This window comes from Psychrobacter pulmonis (assembly GCF_904846465.1).
In the GTDB taxonomy this organism is placed as follows: Bacteria; Pseudomonadota; Gammaproteobacteria; order Pseudomonadales; family Moraxellaceae; genus Psychrobacter; species Psychrobacter faecalis.
The window spans coordinates 243,569-262,079 of sequence record NZ_CAJHAT010000004.1; the positions used below are offsets into that span (position 1 = coordinate 243,569).

Consider the following 18,511-nt stretch of genomic DNA (forward strand, 5'->3'; position numbering starts at 1 on the left):
TTAGTAAATACCGCTAGGAAAATTAAAAGAAGCTCTAATAGTAATATCGATACTGATAATGAAGTATGAGCTTTTTAGAAAAGCCCACCCAAGTCGCGATCACTATTCTTTTTGACCACAACTCGATCAAGCTGCTGTTTCGTTACCGCATCAATGAGTTGCACCTCAATTTCGTTATGACCATCAAAGGTATACTCTTTACCGATCTCGCTGTTACTTTGAATGGCTATTACATCACTCTTATTGATCATGCTCTTATTAGCTGAAAATAACAGCATGACCTTTCGCTCTTGTGTGAACAGATCTACTTCACTTGCATTTGCTTTCAGTGCTATTCGATAGAGCTCTCCAGTGACGCTAAACAATTCACTTTTATTAGCAATAGATACCTCTAAATTCAATCCTTCGTCACTGTCTTTTGACCAACAAAAATATGGCGTTACCAGCTCTTGAGGCGCTAGCCCACCGTGAGCAAATCCATAAGTACTAGGCGTTTTGAAAGGACTCATACTTTTAGCAAAGTAAAGATAATTAAAGTTTTTGTAGCTCTTAGCTTTCTCAACAAACTTCTCTGCAAAATTATTATCTTGCTTGTGCACAGTCCACATATAACGTTCAGATATACTTGTGTCGCCTGTAGGCTTAATAACAATCTTATCAGCTTCAGTTAGAAGCCCAGTTAGTACAAAACCATGATCAGTAATGAGATAAACTTTTGCATAACCAATTTTTAGCAGCTGGTTGATTTTTTTACCAAAAAATTCGATGGACTCAGGGAAGTATTTTAGCGCTTTACTGTTGAGCTTATCTCCCATGTCGTCGATGTCTTTATAAGTACAAATTAGCACTCGCCCTGTCAAAGCTTCATCATTTACTTCATCTAGACGTATATAGTCGATACTGGTGTCAGAGTTTTTCGCTGTGAGATATTTTTCACGCTTACTCTGTATAGGCTCAACGGTTCCATCAGAGATATAAATATGGCTCATATTGTTTTCAGTGACAGAAGGCCAGTCAGCAAGGATATGTTTCCGTATTAATTTGCTGTCGCTGCCTAAGCTTTCGACCTTTATCGCTACCTGTTCAGCGATCTCATAAGCGACCCCATCACCTACGATGACTGCAATCTTACCGCTGTTTGAATCGATGATGTCTTGTAATATGCCAGTCTGATCTTCTTGATACTGATCGAAATACATAAACCATTTATCTAAAAATAATGCAACATAGCCTTTATACAACTCTTGAAAAGGATCAAGGACATCGTCTTGTTGCAAAAATTCAGTATATAGATTACGTATTGCTGTATCTAAAGGGCTGAAGTGGTCTTTATAGTAATCGACACATTCAGCAAAAGTATTTAGATAGGCAATATTTTTGGGCTCAAACTCTAGCAAGGTAATTATGTCTTTCCAAAAGGTAATTCCTACTGCTTGAGCCTGCTTGCTCTTATGGCGTTGTCTTAGTTTAGCTATCAGCTGAGACTTCTCTCCTTGCTCAAGCTTGTTGTTAGCCAACTTGTGACCTATTTGCTTTAGCCAATTATTATCTACCTGCCTAAAAGGGTGGTTTGGATCAACTCGCCATACATCCACGTTCGCATCTAACGTGTATTTAGCAAGGTAAGCTGCAAATGAATCACGATAGCTCATAGAGTCTAACCAAGTGCAGTACACTTCCATTAGTGTGCTATTACAGTTATTGGTCGCTAGACCATCTAACAAGGCCTTGACGACTTCATCAGCTAGTGTTTTGGCTGGCTTGTCCATATATTCTTGGCCAAGAAGATCGTTAACTTTACGATAAAAAGTTGTACGTATTTCCTGATCATACTTTTCTGTTTCATAACGCTTAGGATCATGAACGAAAGGAAGAAGTTCTTTTTTGAGATCAAATATCTCAGATGCACCTTTATGACTTAAATCCATCCAGTAAGTACGATCTTTCCCAACACTCACTTTAGCAGCAGCTATCAGGTCTTCTTTAGGTAGGTTGATATTGATATTCAAGGTTTCATGAACTTTATCACTGATATACTTTTGTAGATAGCGAATTTCAACACAACCATTGGTCTCACAATACTCACGTATAAAAGTAAGCTTACTCTTAGCTAGCTGAGTGTAGATCACAAACTTTTGATTCAATAGAGAGTTCTGCTGTAGCGCTTTTTCAATCTTATACTTAGCCTCTAGCTCACCCAATTCAGTATTGGTAAAATAAATCGTACTATCACTTCCTAAAGTTTTTAGTAAGAACTCAGCCTCACCGCTTTCATCAATGAATACTGCTACTGGATACTTTTCATGAATGCGTGATAAGTCTTTCTTAAACCAAGTGTCAATCATAATAAGACGTCCTTACCAGTCAGCATTGAGGTATTTTTTTAGTTGGCCAGCATTTAGCACATCGTAAGCCAGCATTTTCTTTTTCTGTAATGGTGCGATATTCTTACCTACGCCATCATCTAGGATTGGGTTATAACCCTCTTCTAGCAACTCATCAATCTTGCCCTTAAAAACCTCAATCTCTTTTAGCTGCTTAAAGATACGATCTTTTTCATTCTGAGCACTGGCACTCTCATTCTCAGCAAGATCACTCTGACGATTCTGTAAGGCACGTTCACGGTTCTCTATATAGACTGAGCGAAGACGCATCAAGTTATCACGGCTCCACTTATAGATAATGATATAGCACTCAAACCCCTGCTCTGGGCCACTGGTTAGGTGCCAGATAAATGGGGTAGCTGGTAACTGCTTAAAGAGTTTTAAATGATCAGACAGTTCTGCAAAAAAGTATTTATTGATATAGTCATTAAGTGGTCGCCCAAGTACCGAATCAAAACTAGAGTACTGTAATGCGTTCAAACCTTTGTCAAAAAACTTTTCTTCTATGCGATCTAATAGAATCTTCTCACCTGAATTAGGTACTAATGGAATAACGCCATCATCATCTTCCATTAGTATTTCACGTATTATATCTGCTAAAAACTCCATTGCTAACGTTTGCATACACTGCTTTGGTATTACATTGCTTCGCTTAAACCAGTACCATACGTTAATAGGGTTAACTTGATGACGAATACAGAATTCTTCTAAATCATTATTACTATGATATAGCGTAACAAAGCCCGAATTAATTTTAGCAACGTATTCCTCTGTGAACTCTGTAACTGGTAGCGAATTAATAAACTCCTTTACGTTATCAAGTTCGAATCCTATAGTATTTCTATCCTCAGCAATATATGCTTGACGTGCTTCTTCCAGCACTGGAAGCTCTCCAACACTTTTACCTTCTTTAGCAACTACCATTTCTTTATCATTTTTTGTTAGATCATATACTTCAAATATCTTTTCATTTATAACCACTTCATTAATTAATACCTGAGATAAAAGATGGTTCTCATAAGTTAAGTACGTTCGAAAAGAAGGCACCCATTCATTAATTCCGTTATAAAAAGACATTTTACGAAATTTGGAATCATAAATTTTGTAGCTATTAACTAACTCTATAATACCTATATTAGTGTTAGTAAGATTTTCAACAATCTCTTCAATTTCTCTGTCTGGTATAACAAAGGGAAGTCGCTCTACATCACCTACTTGTTTATTAACAGTAGGATTCAAACATTCGATAACATATTTGGAAAAAGGTGAATTAAAAAAAGCTAGGATATATGAGTTATTTTTATATTTATTAACTGGAAAAATAGCGCTACCACCTACATCAAAAATACAACCTTCAGGTAATAGCCGATATGAAGCACCTTTAGATCCTGATGCAGAATAAGTAACTCCTTCTTTGAAATACAAAGCTTCATTTTGTGGTCGTGATTTTTGTTTACCCTTCTCATCATTAAAGTTTTTTATTTCTTCGCCGTTATTTTTCCAGTTAACTTTAAGCCATAAATTACCAGACCATTTCTGAAACGGCCCACCTTTAGCGTAAGTAAGCCAAGATGTTCCATCGACTGCACTTTCTGAAGGAGCTAGCTCCCACCAGAACCTTAAGAACCTATTATTATCAGCTGTTTGAAGCCCCACACAATTTTTTAAAAGACTTTTAACAGAATCGCCTTTAAATTTCTCTCTAAATTCATCGGAAATCCAACTAATAAAAGGCCATGTTTTAATAGACTTTAGACTTGACTGTAAAATTTGATATATATGTTTATCTGGTTTTTCTAAGATATAATTGTTATAAATATCTTCAAATATTTTAGATTTCAAAGTATGGTTTTTATAGTTTTTTAAATCAAAAAACGTACTAGCTCCATTACCTTCTCCTTTTACTAAAACATACATTGCAACATCAACTTGTACATTTGTATTAGTAAAAACACCTCCCAAGCCTAGCTCCACCAACATATTAATGCTTGTCTTATTGAGTATAAACTCGCGTACAGATTCAAATGATTTAATATACATGAAAGTTAAAGGATGAAGCATTCCAATCACGCCATTATCATTCGTCAGCTCGTAACAACGTTTAATGAAGGTTGCATACAAGTTAGTACTAAAGTTATAAGGCTTCTTATAGTTATTATTGATGAACTCCTTCAAATCCGGTCCAAAGTCAGAACTATCCGTGTATGGCGGATTAGCAGTTGCCACATCATATTTAGTCGTCAATAGCTCAAGGAACGTAATAGCATCCTGAGTTTGACTGGTTAAAAAGGTGTCACTGCTTGTACGTGCATACTGCTCTACTGCTTCTGATAGATTCTTAAAGAAGGTTTCAGCAAAGCTCTGGTGCTCAGCTAAGTCTGCTGCTGCAAACAGATCATCATGAGCTCGCTCTTCAACAGCTCTTAGCTGCTCTTGTATTTGCTCATCAATTCTAACTAGAGAACCAAACTTATAAGCGTTCTGTAGATCACTCCAGACCTTCTCTATCAGCTCTTTTTGGTTTTTATCCAGTGTGTTACCTTGTTCAAATATTTGGCGGACATGATCATATTCAGGTAGATAGAAGTCTGATGAGACGACGTTATAGTTTATTTCACCAATACTGCTGCGCTTTTTCTTAGCTTTGATAAATAGACCTAGCTGGGCTAGCTGAATGGCTCGATCATCAAGATCAATGCCATGCAGATTATTTTCTATAATGAGCTTGGGTATATCACTTTCTTCATAGTCAGCGCCATAGTTTTCTATTTGATCGATATATAGCTCGTAGAAGAAGTCAAAGGCGTACAGTAAAAAGTTACCTGAGCCACACGCTGGGTCAATGATTTTCACTTCATGTAATGGCTTGGGAGTGCGAGTCTGAGTGGAAGGTGCGTTGGCAATTTTATGATTGTCTTTAATCTCAGAGCTTGGGTACATTTCGAGATACATTTTACCAAGTGAGTTCTCAACGAGAAACTGCACTACCCAGCGTGGCGTATAAACCTGCGATTGCAGTGAGACCTTATGGTATTCGGTTTTATCTTTACTGTCCTTGTGGGCTTGTTTCTTTTGGTTATTGTAGCTTTCATACATCCAACCTAAAACATCATCACTGTTCCAAATACCATCAACATATTCTTTAGTGATTTGTTCATCTTTCTCGACTGCATTGAATCGGTCAATGATATCGTTGAGACTGATAGTATCTGGTAATAATGCATAGGCGTACGCTTTACTATAGAGCGGTAGCGTCCCACCTAACTCATCAAAGGCAAACTTAATATAGTCTCGGATTCCTTCAAGCTCTTCATCACGCATGTGCGGATATATCTCTAACCACATTTTATGGCCAAGTGAGCGGTCTCCATGCTCTACTTGCTTGGTTAGTACTGGGGGAAACAAGTTAGCCGCTTCCATGACTTTGATAGCAGCTAGACGGTTAAACAGGGTAAAAGTTAGCTCATCTAAAAGCTTTTCACGACCACTCTCGTAGCTACCTGTCTCACTGATATGATTATCGAGCATAGCGATAAAACGTTCACGCTTAGCTTTAACCTCGTCAGGTAGGTTGGCAACTTTGTCGTCGTCCATTTGCTTGGTCTTGCCAAAGCCTAATCGAGCAAACTGTTTATCGAAAGAGGCTTCTATTAACTCTCTTATTTGCCCTACGTGATCAGCTAACTTCATTCCATTTCTACCTTAGTCTTGTATTTCTATTTCGAGTTCAATTTCATCTTCTGGCTTTGCACTCACTAGCGCGCTCAGTTGACCAGTTAAAAATGTCTTGTAGTCCTGCACAGTCATTACACGGCTAGGTATATTAAAAGCAACCTTGCGAGGTTTTTTAGGTGCAGGTGGTATGTGTTCATCGGAGTCATTCTCGTCATTATTATCTATATTAGTGACAAGTTCTGAGACGTCTGGCTGTGGTGGCAACTCTTTAATAAAGCCACTTCTTAAGATCAATAGATCATTGTCTTTTAGAGGTGCTTGAATAGTGTAATTCAAAATATCAGATAATGAATAACCACTATTTGAGCAGTTGGTACTATAGCCTAGAGTAGGTTCACCAACCACGCGTTTGTCAACGGCACTCTTTATTAAATCCAATTGTTGTAGGTTTAGCTTGTTAGGTTCAGCAGGATACTTTTGAAGCTCACGTTGTGCTTCATCCACTCTACCCTGAAGTGATCTATACTCGTGGCTCATTGCTTCTGAAGCCGTTTTAACGAGCTTATAGTAAGCATCCTTCACTACCTGTACTTGCTGTTGGAGTTCACCGAAGTTTCTGACTATATCTTGCTTAAATAGACGATCAAAATTCTGAGACGCGTCTTCGATATCGACGTTCTTACGTTCTGCCTTCGCAAGCTCTTGTTTGACATTATCAATAAACTGTTGGAAACCCTTTACTTTTGGCAGGTTGTTTTTGACAAACTTCTGTGTTTTTAGAATCGTCTTAATAGCATTACTAAACTCATCTTTATTACCTAAGAGCAATTCAACTTTATCAATATAGTTACTCTCTATCACCTTCCCAGAAAAAGGCTGTAATATAGTTTTTAGCTCAATTACTGCTGGGAACAGTTCTTCGAAATTTTCTTCAGTACTATGAAGGCTGTTAATAGCGCTAATAAAATATGTCGCCACAGCGCTGATACTTTCAGCTAAATCAAAGTCGTTAATGTTCCAGTCAACTTTCTTATCAATATAATCCTCAGCTGATAGTTCCATTAGTAACTGTACAGCTTGGCTCTTTTGTGTAGCCGTTAAATTAGCGGTAATCGACTTAAAAGAAGCAGACTTGAACTTAGTGGTATTAGTAAAGGCCTCATGCACTGCTTTCTGGTCATGTGAAAAGTAAGGTACGTCATTAAACTTAACAGTTAGGCGACCAGCTCGAAGCAAAGCTGCAAGCGCAGCCGCTAAAGTGCCATAGGTATAGCCCCATGGTGCTCCCGAAAAATCACTCTCTAAAGACTTGCCATCTATATAGCGCCCTTTAATTTTAGCATTCAGCTCTTCAACAACTTTAAGGTTATCACCGATAAAATTACCGTTTTTGTCAAAAAACTGAAAATCATTTGCCGTAAATAAATCGCTGACACTCTCCTTGTGTGCGCTAAAAATCTTAGGAATTAAGCTTTCAGACAGCTGGTTTGATAAACGCTTGGTAAAGATATTCTTCACTGCATCCCGTTGACTACTATTTATAACACTCTTGAAACCATCATTATCTAGCAGATCGTCATTGTACATATAAACTAGAGTAGCGTTGTAATAGGCGTCCTCGATTAGCCCTCTTAGCGCTCTTTGTTTTTCTTCTCGAATGATTTGAAACTGTCGAACAATTTGACGTTTATTAACATCTTTTTCGTTTGAGTACTTATCTTCAATATGCTTATAACGCTCAACCTCACCTATTAACTTATCAATTTTAGAAAAATCAGATGTTTTAGGAACTAAGGTAATGGTATCTTTTTGATATTGTGTATCAAGCTTCAACTGCTCGACGACATCCTGCCTATCCTCATTAATATTAAATAAACTATAAACAACAATTTTTAGCGCTTTATCATTGGATGCAACTAACTCTTCACCTGAGTCTGTTATTACATGAAACTTAAAAGAGTCGCTACCATCACTGTAAGATGCCACCGGATTAAATACTTTGTAATCAATTAAATGCTTAGTGAGCTCACGTTTTTTTCTAAACAACTCGATATCAAAGCTATTCATCTCCTCTAACATTTTACCTTCAAGATCAGAGGTGATCTTAAAGTTATTATTAGATGATAGTAGAACTTTCGCATCAAGCAATAGACCCAAAGCTGACTCAATTTTAGGCTTGTAGTCGTAATAGCTGGTTATATCTGAAATAAAGCTCTTGGTAATATTATCTAGGTTTGGTTCAACCACTTCGGAATCAGAGAGTAAATGTATGGTTTTTAGTAACTGTTCACCATCAATTTCGATATCACTATTTCTAAGTGTCTTCTTAGCTGTATCGTATTTATTAACTAGATCGATTGGTGGTGCAGTTTGAGCCTGATCACAAATCTCAAACCCTTGAGTAAAAGCATACAACTCTTTATCTCGCATCTGCTTGCGTAAGATATCAAACGTAGTAATAATCATCCCACGAGCAGCGACCTGTGTAGCTACTAAAGCATTTGAGCTGAATAGGAATTTTTGTAAAATATCAAATTGATACTTATGGAAAGGATAGTAAATCGCGAAGTCATCGGCTGACTCTGTTATCGTTGGAAATGAAGACTTTAGATTAGTAGCATCACTAATGAGACCTTCATTCTTTTTATAGTAAGCAATTAGGTCTGCATTAGCTTGCTCTGTTTTCTTTAGTAGGCGGCTACGAATGATAATGTCTACTTCGGTCGATTCAAGATGAATCTTGGTCTTAAAGCGATCCGTTACTTTTATTAAGTTACTTCGGCTTATGTTTGCGTTGTTAATAACGTCATCAAGCTTTTCTTGCGCAATAGCAATCGTCCAAACTTTATTACTAACACTTGAAAGCGCTTCACTAATACCCTCTAGGTCTAATAGTGTGAATTTTCTTTGACTAATAGCTTCACTGGCTTCATCAAAAATAAAAACCAAAGTCTCGTCAGAATCAAATTCAAAATAACTATTTAAAGCTTCTTTAAATTTACTGGCTGAGAAATCATCTATCGCAGCACTGTATATATTCTTGGTATCTTCATAATCACCTTCGCTATACCCCATCTCGATATAAGCTCTACGCATGACTCCAGCAACTCTGCGGTTACTTTTTTTAAGCTCATCCCAAGGCTCTGATTCAAGTCTCTGTACTATGGCTTTAAGCTCATCGAGCTTGCCATCAATCAAAAGATCAAACTCCATGTAGCCATAGATATCGTCTCTTAAACCTAAGTTTTTTAATAGATTGGCGAATAAGGTGAAAGCTAAACCACGTTCAGTATTCTGTTTTGCAACGTCCAAAAAAACCACACGGCTATTAATCTTGTCCAAATTACGAATTGAGTTCTCGATAAGGCTCGCGTCAGTTACACCTTTTAGTCTAGGTATAAAACGTTCTCTAGCAGGGGTACCATTAATGATAGGGTTATCGATAATATAACCTAGCATCTTTCCGAAATAAGACTTACCAGAGCCATAGAAGCCCGATAACCAAACCCCGGTCTCTTTGATATTTGATGTGAACTCATCAGAAAACTCACCTAAATGCTTACCAATCCCTTCAGTAACAATATAAGACTCAATTTCTTGCTGGATCTCTGCCTCTGACCGATCCTCAAGATCAATAACGTTCTTAATATCTTCATTAAGATCTAATACAAGTATGTCTTTTATAGTTGTCATGTTTTTTCCTTACATTACCAAAGTGCAGCGGTACTTAGATGCTGGCTTAAAGTTTAAAAAGTGAATATTGTCTTCAGAAATTGCTGATGGATAAAATATGACTAAAGGATGCTGAAGGCTCATGACATCTCTGTGTTCCATAATATTTACGTTTTCAATTCCAGTACCATAGAGGCAGCCGCTCCGTATTAAAAACGGTATCCTACCATTAGCACTAGCTGTTTTAATCGCTTTTATAATCAAGTCAAACAGGTCTTCTTCTGGATCATCTGATTTAAAAACAATGTGGCTAGGCTTCATGTCATTATAGTAAGCGGAGAAATCCTCCCAACCATCCCTATCAATAAAAGTAACAAGCAGTTTACTAATATCGATAAATTCTACTTTGAACTCAGATTGATCACCATAGTGCTGTCTGGCACCTGAGATATACTCTTGCTCTTTTTCTGGGAGGTAAGAGAACAAGATGCTGTTGCCACCATTAGCCTTTCTAACGATTTGATCACTATTTCTAAGTGCATCGTCTAAGCTTGCAAATCTGGCTTGATAGTTACCCGTATAAGACATCAATTACTCTCTCAATATCATCATTCAATTTAAATGCTAAGGCTTCACCATTAAAGCTCATATCAAACAATCCATTTTTTGACAGTTTCTTATATTTATGAATCAAGTCATTTTGTGAGATGAAGCTTAGCTTTGCTAACTCATTAGACAAAACACTACTACTTCCAGACGGATAAAATCTAGAAAAATACAGTGCTATCACTTGTAGTTCAGGCGATAAAGTGGCATATACAAAAACTCTTTTTCTACCTTTTTTTTCTAAGAATCCAAATTTAGCCATCAGGTTAAGATACTTATTGGCAATGATTTTTATCGTGCTCTCAGACCAGTCTACTGTCCCATTTTTATTTTTGAGCTCTACAACATATCCTAAAACGTCATCTGTATCGATGTGCACCCGACCTTCAAAATAATACTTAACAAACAGTCCCTTCGTTATCTCTCGAAAGAGTGGGTTTGTGGCTAAAAGCTGCCAATACAATATGAATGACATATCGGCTTTATTAAGGTCTTTACTAAATATTTTATAAAAAAACTGTTCATGCTCCTCACTAACGAAAGACAAGAAAGCTTTTTTGACGCCATGCTCAACTCTTGAAATACTCCTTTCAGTTCTAATCCCAAGCTCTCGCTTAACCAGCTCTATATCCATGGTGTCTGGATATAACTCAGCTTTAATCAGATTAGAGATCGTATCTAGCTCTTTAATACTTCCTATGATATTTATAGAAGTATCATATTGCTGTTCGTAGCTATAAGATTCAGAATCCATATGCACCTTCACTTATTATTAGAATTCTATAAACTTTGTTATGAAAACTGGATGTAGACAATAATTCGGCTCATATCTTAACAGCATCTTAGAAGGGAGCCTAATATATAGTCGCTGTTCCTTACTATTAAAGATTTAGAGTTTATCAGATAAGTAGTTCGGCACACCTAAGAAGTAGCCTTTCATCGTCATCCGATCAAAGCTATAGACATGTGCATGAGGTGCTTCCTTACACCGCCCTACTAGCGGTGCCTTTTGATCTGGCTTACCGTTAGCCAGCTCTATTACTCCAGAGCAAATTGGACAGACCGCAGTGAACTCTGTAATCCTTGCTATATTGAGCTTATCTTTGTTTCGGTACATCTCAATATCAGCATTATCATCATTAATATTAGCAAAGAACATAGGTGCTTTAATCACACGATGTTGAGGTAACGACTGTAACGGCATAAGAAAATATCGCCAGTTAAGATAAGCCACAGGAATAAATACTACAAAAACCATAGCTTGCCAAAGTTTAAAGCTAGGTAGATCACTTAATAATAAAAGGACTAGTATTGAGTATATGACAATAAAAACATCTAATAGTGCATTCAGCATTAGTAATAACATAAGCAATATTCCGCTTACACTCAGCATCTTCAGCTCACCTTTTCTGAAGAAAAGCCGAACAAGTAAAGAGAGCTTAATATCAGAAGTAGCTTTACGCTCGTAAGTAACAATACTTACATCTTCAGTGTCATCAACCTCCTCATCAGACTCTACAGCAGCAGATTCATCTATCCGTTCCTGCGCTACATCCTCATTTTCGATAACCTCAATATCCATCCATATTAATGTTTTATTTTTTGAACCACCCCCTGATGCTGAAGTGACAATGATCGGCTTATATCCTAGGTTTATAAATGCTCTTTTACAATCCGGTTGATCCTCAATAAATGCTGCCAGCGTAAGTTCAAGCTTGGATATTTTGACTGCATTTTTAGCAAGTTGACTGTCTACTCTTTTTTCATCAACATTTTTTGCTTTAGCATATATCTGTTGCCTTGACAGTTTCTCAGGCTCAAACTCCTCATCTGAATATGCAATTTTTCTCAGCTGCTCATTGACGATAGTCTGCAAATACTTATCCCAAAGGGTATCACGAGGATAATTTAACAGCTGATCATGCAACTCACTAAAGACTATTAAGTGCTTGTTTTTCATAGAAGTGTACCGGTTAAACCCCTGTTAAAACCCTAATAGCTAGCTGTTTTAAAACTCAATTCCACCTCATAGTTACCTCACTCCTAACCAACTAACAAGAGGATGGTAACTATGTCAATGTCAATCGCTGTTAATGAGAAAAAGCAAATCGTCAATGTTAAGCAAGTCGAGCGAGGGCTGGCTTGTATGTGTTTTTGCTTTGAATGCGCGGAGCCTGTAGTGGCTCGTAAAGGTGAAAAGAATGAGCATCATTTTGCGCATCTCAGCAATAAGGAAAGCTGCACTATTCATCCTGAAAGTATCCTACACAAGTTTGCTAAACAAGTCATTATGGAAGAGAGATATTTAACACTGCCATCACTACCTGACGACGAAAATAGTGAGGATAAAACTTGGGAGTTTGATCAGCTTATTGAAGAACAAGCTGTTGGCTGTATTCGACCTGATATAGTCGCAACCGTTGACGGGGAAATGATGTTTATTGAGGTTGCTGTGACTTCTTTCATCGATACTGATAAAGCGGATTTTATTAAGCAATTGGGTGTTAAGACTATTGAGATTAATTTGAGAGAAATCATCACGCAAGGTATTGAGTTGCCAAGTGAGGAAGCCAAAGATCATATTTTAGACTGTGTTAGTAATAAGCAGTGGATATTCCCAGCACCGAAGTCGCTCACAATACCAGTAGCCCCTACACCATTACCTGAGCCTATCTATAATTGCCAGAACAGTACTGATGAGAATAGCAACGGAAGCTTTGATAAAGGCTATACGATCTATCGCTTTACCATCAACCATGCTTGGGTAGATGTCAGAGTCTTCAATTCAGGCATGATATCTATTAAGTGTGTGACCTACAACCATGATGTCATTGAGATACTAAAGCAATGGCGTAACGAAGGCGGTGGTCAGTACAATCAAAAATATAAGTCATGGAATTACTTCAAACCATTTTCAGACACTGTCTTTCAGCGACTGCAAGAAATGGATATGACCCCTACTGCTTAAATATGATTCTACTTGATAATACGGAGAATAAAGCTATGACACTCACTACTACTTTACTAATTATAATACTGCTGATGTTAGCCGTGCTTATATGGGCTATACAGCGGATACAATTACAAAATAAGGCCTTGCTACAGAGTGAACGAGATGTTGCGCAAATTAGGAACGATATGCTTGAAAGAGAATCAGGCTTTCAACAGCAATTAGCAAAAGACATTAAAGAGGCTCAAAAGCGTTCCAACAATATGCAGCGCAATGTACTAAAAGGTCAAATTGGTGAGCAGTTCACACCCTTTATCACTGATTTTCCTTACAACCCTTCGGACTGCCGATTTATGGGTGAACCGATTGACTACGTCATCTTCCAAAACTTGCACGAATGCGCTGATGGCAACGTGCCTATCGAGGACGTGCATCTCATTATTGCAGAAGTTAAAACAGGAAATGCTAGGCTAAACCAACGACAGAAAATCATCAAGCAAGCCATCCAAAATGGCCAGGTTAGCTTTAAGGAGCTTAGAATAAAATACTGTGAAGATACGGAAGATATGCGTGTTCAAGTAAGCGTATAAATCAGTAAAACTATACGTTTTGACCCTTATTTAATTTTCTAGAATTTTTAATGCAGTTGGTAATAGATAAGACTAATTACTAGAAAAGTCTTTTTACTCAATCTCTAGAGACAGGATTAAATTATTGATTTATATGGTTTTTTTATTTTAAAATAGTCTGTAAATAGTCTTTTTATTGAAAAGACTATTTATAACTTCTATTGATTCCAAGTGCCTTTCTACAATATTTTTTCTAAAAATTCATTGCAATAAAAGCCGTTAGTTAATTCCATTGCTCTGTAGTTATAAAAAAACTAATCTTGATCCTAATGTTCTAGCAAACCTTAAAAAAGTCCAGAAACATAGAACCTCTGGACTCTTACTAGTAAGAAAAAAGTGTTACCTTATTTACTAATCTTACTTACATGTATTTCTTAGCATATATTATATTCACTAATACTTATCATTTTGACTTCATATCAATTTATATCTAGACAAATATACTTGGTATCAACATATTCTTCGATACCATATTTTGAACCCTCACGCCCTAAGCCAGATTCTTTAACACCACCAAACGGGGCTAGCTCTGTCGTTAGCATACCAGTATTGACACCAACCATACCTACTTCAAGTGCCTCAGCGACACGCCATACACGTCCGATATCTCGGCTATAAAAATAACCTGCCAAACCATATTCAGTGCAATTTGCTAGAGCAATACCTTCTTCATCTGTCTCAAATTTGAAAATGGGCGCGATAGGACCAAAAATCTCTTCATCGGCGACACGCATGTCATTGTTAACGTCGGTCAAAATAGTTGGTTCAAAAAAGTTGCGACCTGCCTCAACTCTTTGACCACCGCACAATACAGTGGCTCCTTTACTTTTAGCATCAGCGACTAGCGCTTCAGCGTTGTCTGCCGCAGACTGAGAGATTAAAGGACCTTGCATCACTCCTTCTTCCAAACCATTACCAATTTTTATAGCACGCACTTGCTCCGCCAATTTTTTGGTGAACTCTTCATAAATACCTGCTTGTACAAATAGACGATTGGCGCACACACAAGTTTGACCACTGTTACGGTACTTGCTTGTCATTGCGCCTATCACAGCAGCATCTATATCAGCATCATCAAAAACGATAAAAGGCGCATTACCTCCCAACTCTAACGACATTTTTTTGACAGTGTCGGCACACTGTTTCATTAAGATTTTCCCCACTCGAGTGGAGCCAGTAAAGCTGATTTTTTTAACCAGAGGGTTTGTAGTCATCTCTTCTCCGATAGCGATCGGGTCACCTGTGACGACACTATAAATACCGTCGGGGACGCCCGCTTTCTGAGCAAGATAAGCCATTGCTAATGCAGAGTAAGGTGTTTCCATTGCAGGCTTAACAATCATCGGACAGCCTGCTGCTAGCGCGGGGCCTGCTTTACGACTAATCATTGAATGCGGAAAGTTCCACGGGGTAATTGCTGCAGTTACTCCAACAGGTTGTTTAATCACTATCAAGCGCTTGTCTGGCATGTGTCCAGGGATAAAGTCACCGTAGATACGTTTTGCTTCTTCAGCAAACCATTCTAAATAATCCAGTCCACTTTGTATTTCACCTTTAGCTTCAGCTATGGGTTTGCCTTGCTCATGTGTCATTAATATAGCCAAATCCTCCATATTTTCGGCAATCAGCGTGTGCCAACGGCGTAAAATACTACTACGTTCTTTACCCGTTTTTTTCGACCAAGTTGACTGAGCTTTGTTTGCAGCTTCAATGGCACGGCGAGTCTCTTCAGCTCCCATCATTGGTACAGTACCAATCAACTCTCCTGTTGCAGGATTTAAAACCTCATGGGTTTCTTTATTGTCAGCATCACACCATATGCCATTGATAAAAGCTTGTTGTCTAAGCAAAGCATCGTTTTTTAATTGCATCTCTCTCTCCAACTGGTTTCTTTAGGATTATAATAATCCGCGTGCGGTCAGTACTTCACGGGCAATGCGAAAACACTCCACACCTTGTGGCACACCGCAATAGATCGCAATAGCATGTATAGCAGCACGTATTTCATCAACAGAGCAACCGTTATTGATCGCCCCATTTAAATGTAATTCCCATTCATGCATTTTTCCCAAAGCAGCAATCATGGTTAAATTCATTAATGAACGTGTTTTGGCATCAATCGCCTCATCACCCCATCCAAACCCCCAGCACCATTCGGTCATGGCTTCTTGAAATGGACGATTAAAGTCGTCGGCAGCCTGTAGGTTCTTTTCAACGTACTCGGCGCCCAAAGTAGCTTTACGCTGAGTAAGACCTAATTCAAATCGTTGTTTATCCATTATTATTCCCTTTTATTGTTTGTTGAGATAGAGCCCCATATGGCAAGCTTCATCAATATGTTTACGGCAGGCTTTGACTGCCGACTTGCTATCACCCTGAGCAATATTATCAACAATCTCTTGCAGATTATTTGGGCCTTTGACTGCGCGCTCTTGGGTAGATAAAGTCATAAATCGCAAACGACCGATACGGCCATTCAATCGCTCTGTCAATTCCCATGCGACCGTCATTCCAGCCGTCACGAATAAATGCTCGTAAAACGAATAAGAATGCGCAAGCGCCTCAACCACGTTTCCTGTATGTAAGTTATCTCGAATTTGGACTAAGTGGTTTTGTAATATCTCTACTAGCTCATGTGTCACTTGCTCGGCACAATAACGAACTGCTTCGCTCTCCAACATTGCACGTAGATGATAAATCTGGCGAATCTCATCACTCTCTAAAACAGCTACTGAAGAACCGCCTGCAGAAAAAGTCACCAAATGCTCGCTCTCTAAATGCCTTATACACTCTCGTACGACAGTGCGACTGACGCCCAACTGTTCACAAATGGTGCGCTCCACCAATCTTTGACCTGGTGCAAGCTGTCCAATCATGATAGCCAGTCGCAATTGCTCTAACGCTGTATCTTTTAAGGTTTTTGGTTTTTCTACTTTTTCTAACATAAAATCTCTGCTCTCTTAGATGTAAAAAATAAGTATAGCGAGTATGGTGCAAGAAATCAGTAACCTTGTACATCATATCATGGTATACCATAATATTTTTTTTCAAAAAAAGCTAGCATTTTATTTAATACCGTATTATGGTATACCAATGTTGTGAGGAACTATTTATTACTAAAAGGAAGTTATCATGCAAAAACCAGAGATTAGAAAAATTGTCACTTTTGAAGAAGAAACTTTGATTGAAGGCTATAAATCAGCCGCCACACCATTACGCATGTTTGCGGTCGCTGCAGTCATCACCAATCCGTGGGCGGGTCGTTATGCTGAAGATTTAAAACCTGGAATCCAAGCTTTCGCTCCTGTGTTGGGTAAACTGCTTACTGACAAAATTATCACCTTAGCAGGTGGTGCTGACAAGATTGAAGCTTATGGCAAAGCAGCTGTAGTAGGCCTAAATGGTGAAATCGAGCATGCCTCAGGTCTGATTCATACTTTACATTTCGGTAACTTTTATCGTGAAGCATTATCTGCCAATACGTATTTAGCATTTACAAACATACGTGGCACAGCTAATACCCCTATCATGGTTCCGCTGATGGACAAAGATGACGCTGGTCGCCGCTCACATTATTTGACAGTTCAATTTGCTATTCCTGATGCGCCTCGCGACGACGAAGTTGTGATTGTATTAGGTGGTGCAACAGGTGGTCGTCCACACCAACGTATTGGTGATCGTTATCAAGACCTAAAGGATCTCGGTCACGATTTGAATAACCCAGCCGCCGTTTAAGGAGCATCTACTGATGGAATGGTCACGCGAAATTTCTGACGGCATTGCTTATTACTCTAGTGGTAATCAAGACAGTAATAATAAAAATGACAAAACTACTCCCGTCGTTTTTGTTCATGGCGTAGGTTTGCGAGCAGAAAGCTGGTATCAGCAGATAGCAGCCTTTAGCGACCGTTATCGCTGTTATGCGATTGATATGCCGGGACATGGGGAAAGCGATTTACTACCCATTTCTACGCTAACGTTAGAGGACTTTGCAGCGGCGCTAATAAACTTTATTCAGAATATCGTCGGAGAGCCTGCCATTATCGTTGGGCATTCTTTAGGCGCGATGACAGCGTTACAAACTGCAGTTAGTTATCCTGAAATGGTAAGAGGTGTTGCTGCATTTAACGCTATCTATGATCGTCCAGACAGTGCCGCTCAAGATGTAAAAGCCCGTGCCGAATCGCTACTCAATGATGTTGATCAAAATGTGACCGATAAGCCGATTGCCAGATGGTTCGATGGTAATCCGCAATATGATAACGAAGCTAACTTGTGTCGATCATGGCTCAATGGCGGTAACCGTTTAGGATATGCAAAAGCGTATCAGATGTTTGCATACTTACGCGGTATACAAAAAGCAGAATTGCAAAACATCACGATACCTGTGTTATTGCTTACAGGCGAAATGGATGTAAATTCTAGCCCTAAAATGTCATTAACTATGGTAGATATATTACCCAATGCAAATGCTGTTATCGTACCGGGAGCTCGTCATATGGCACAAATGACACACGCTAACGCTGTTAATGCGGCATTGGCAAAATTTTTTACCCAATGCGATTTGTACCATACGGCTAATGCCTAATTTAAAA

13 protein-coding genes are annotated in these 18,511 nt (G+C 38.4%); 4 read left to right on the forward strand and 9 right to left on the reverse strand.

Features of this window, described 5'->3' with window-relative positions:
- Positions 1–74: 74 nt before the first annotated feature.
- The 6 genes from JMX70_RS09015 to JMX70_RS09040 all read right to left on the reverse strand — a co-directional run bounded on the left by JMX70_RS09015 (position 75) and on the right by JMX70_RS09040 (position 12,297).
- On the reverse strand, positions 75–2,345 hold the full coding sequence (locus JMX70_RS09015; RefSeq protein WP_201591393.1) for a PglZ domain-containing protein: 2,271 nt from the start codon (positions 2,343–2,345) through the stop codon (positions 75–77).
- Positions 2,346–2,357: 12 nt separating this feature from the next.
- Positions 2,358–6,074 (reverse strand): BREX-1 system adenine-specific DNA-methyltransferase PglX, encoded by a 3,717-nt coding sequence (gene pglX, locus JMX70_RS09020; protein WP_201591396.1) that lies wholly within the window; start codon positions 6,072–6,074, stop codon positions 2,358–2,360.
- A 12-nt stretch (positions 6,075–6,086) separates the two neighbouring features.
- Positions 6,087–9,752: a BREX system P-loop protein BrxC gene (gene brxC / locus JMX70_RS09025; RefSeq protein ID WP_201591398.1), complete on the reverse strand. Its 3,666-nt coding sequence runs from the start codon at positions 9,750–9,752 to the stop codon at positions 6,087–6,089.
- 9 nt (positions 9,753–9,761) lie between these two features.
- Positions 9,762–10,319 (reverse strand): hypothetical protein, encoded by a 558-nt coding sequence (locus JMX70_RS09030; RefSeq protein WP_201591400.1) that lies wholly within the window; start codon positions 10,317–10,319, stop codon positions 9,762–9,764.
- Positions 10,303–11,091: a BrxA family protein gene (locus JMX70_RS09035; RefSeq protein WP_201591402.1), complete on the reverse strand. Its 789-nt coding sequence runs from the start codon at positions 11,089–11,091 to the stop codon at positions 10,303–10,305. The genes JMX70_RS09030 and JMX70_RS09035 overlap by 17 nt, the downstream gene beginning before the upstream one ends.
- 135 nt (positions 11,092–11,226) lie before the next feature.
- A complete protein-coding gene (locus JMX70_RS09040; protein ID WP_201591404.1) occupies positions 11,227–12,297 on the reverse strand; it encodes a hypothetical protein in 1,071 nt (356 codons plus the stop codon).
- A gap of 111 nt (positions 12,298–12,408) precedes the next feature.
- Between JMX70_RS09040 and JMX70_RS09045 the strand changes: the two genes are divergently transcribed.
- Both JMX70_RS09045 and JMX70_RS09050 read left to right on the forward strand, forming a co-directional pair.
- Positions 12,409–13,305: a competence protein CoiA family protein gene (locus JMX70_RS09045; RefSeq protein ID WP_201591406.1), complete on the forward strand. Its 897-nt coding sequence runs from the start codon at positions 12,409–12,411 to the stop codon at positions 13,303–13,305.
- A gap of 35 nt (positions 13,306–13,340) precedes the next feature.
- Positions 13,341–13,877: a Holliday junction resolvase-like protein gene (locus tag JMX70_RS09050; protein WP_201591408.1), complete on the forward strand. Its 537-nt coding sequence runs from the start codon at positions 13,341–13,343 to the stop codon at positions 13,875–13,877.
- 458 nt (positions 13,878–14,335) lie between these two features.
- On the opposite strand, the gene JMX70_RS09055 is transcribed toward JMX70_RS09050, so the two are convergent.
- The 3 genes from JMX70_RS09055 to JMX70_RS09065 are packed head-to-tail and all read right to left on the reverse strand — an operon-like array spanning position 14,336 to position 16,861.
- Complete coding sequence (locus JMX70_RS09055; RefSeq protein ID WP_201591410.1) at positions 14,336–15,787, reverse strand: NAD-dependent succinate-semialdehyde dehydrogenase; 1,452 nt, start codon at positions 15,785–15,787, stop codon at positions 14,336–14,338.
- 27 nt (positions 15,788–15,814) lie between these two features.
- Positions 15,815–16,195 (reverse strand): carboxymuconolactone decarboxylase family protein, encoded by a 381-nt coding sequence (locus JMX70_RS09060; RefSeq protein WP_201591413.1) that lies wholly within the window; start codon positions 16,193–16,195, stop codon positions 15,815–15,817.
- 12 nt (positions 16,196–16,207) lie between these two features.
- Positions 16,208–16,861, reverse strand: coding sequence for a GntR family transcriptional regulator (locus JMX70_RS09065; protein WP_201591416.1), 654 nt, complete (start codon positions 16,859–16,861; stop codon positions 16,208–16,210).
- Positions 16,862–17,048: 187 nt separating this feature from the next.
- On the opposite strand from JMX70_RS09065, the gene JMX70_RS09070 reads away from it, so the two are divergent.
- Both JMX70_RS09070 and JMX70_RS09075 read left to right on the forward strand, forming a co-directional pair.
- Complete coding sequence (locus JMX70_RS09070) at positions 17,049–17,651, forward strand: amino acid synthesis family protein (protein ID WP_201591419.1); 603 nt, start codon at positions 17,049–17,051, stop codon at positions 17,649–17,651.
- Positions 17,652–17,664: 13 nt separating this feature from the next.
- Positions 17,665–18,504, forward strand: coding sequence for an alpha/beta fold hydrolase (locus JMX70_RS09075; protein WP_201591422.1), 840 nt, complete (start codon positions 17,665–17,667; stop codon positions 18,502–18,504).
- Positions 18,505–18,511: the final 7 nt, after the last annotated feature.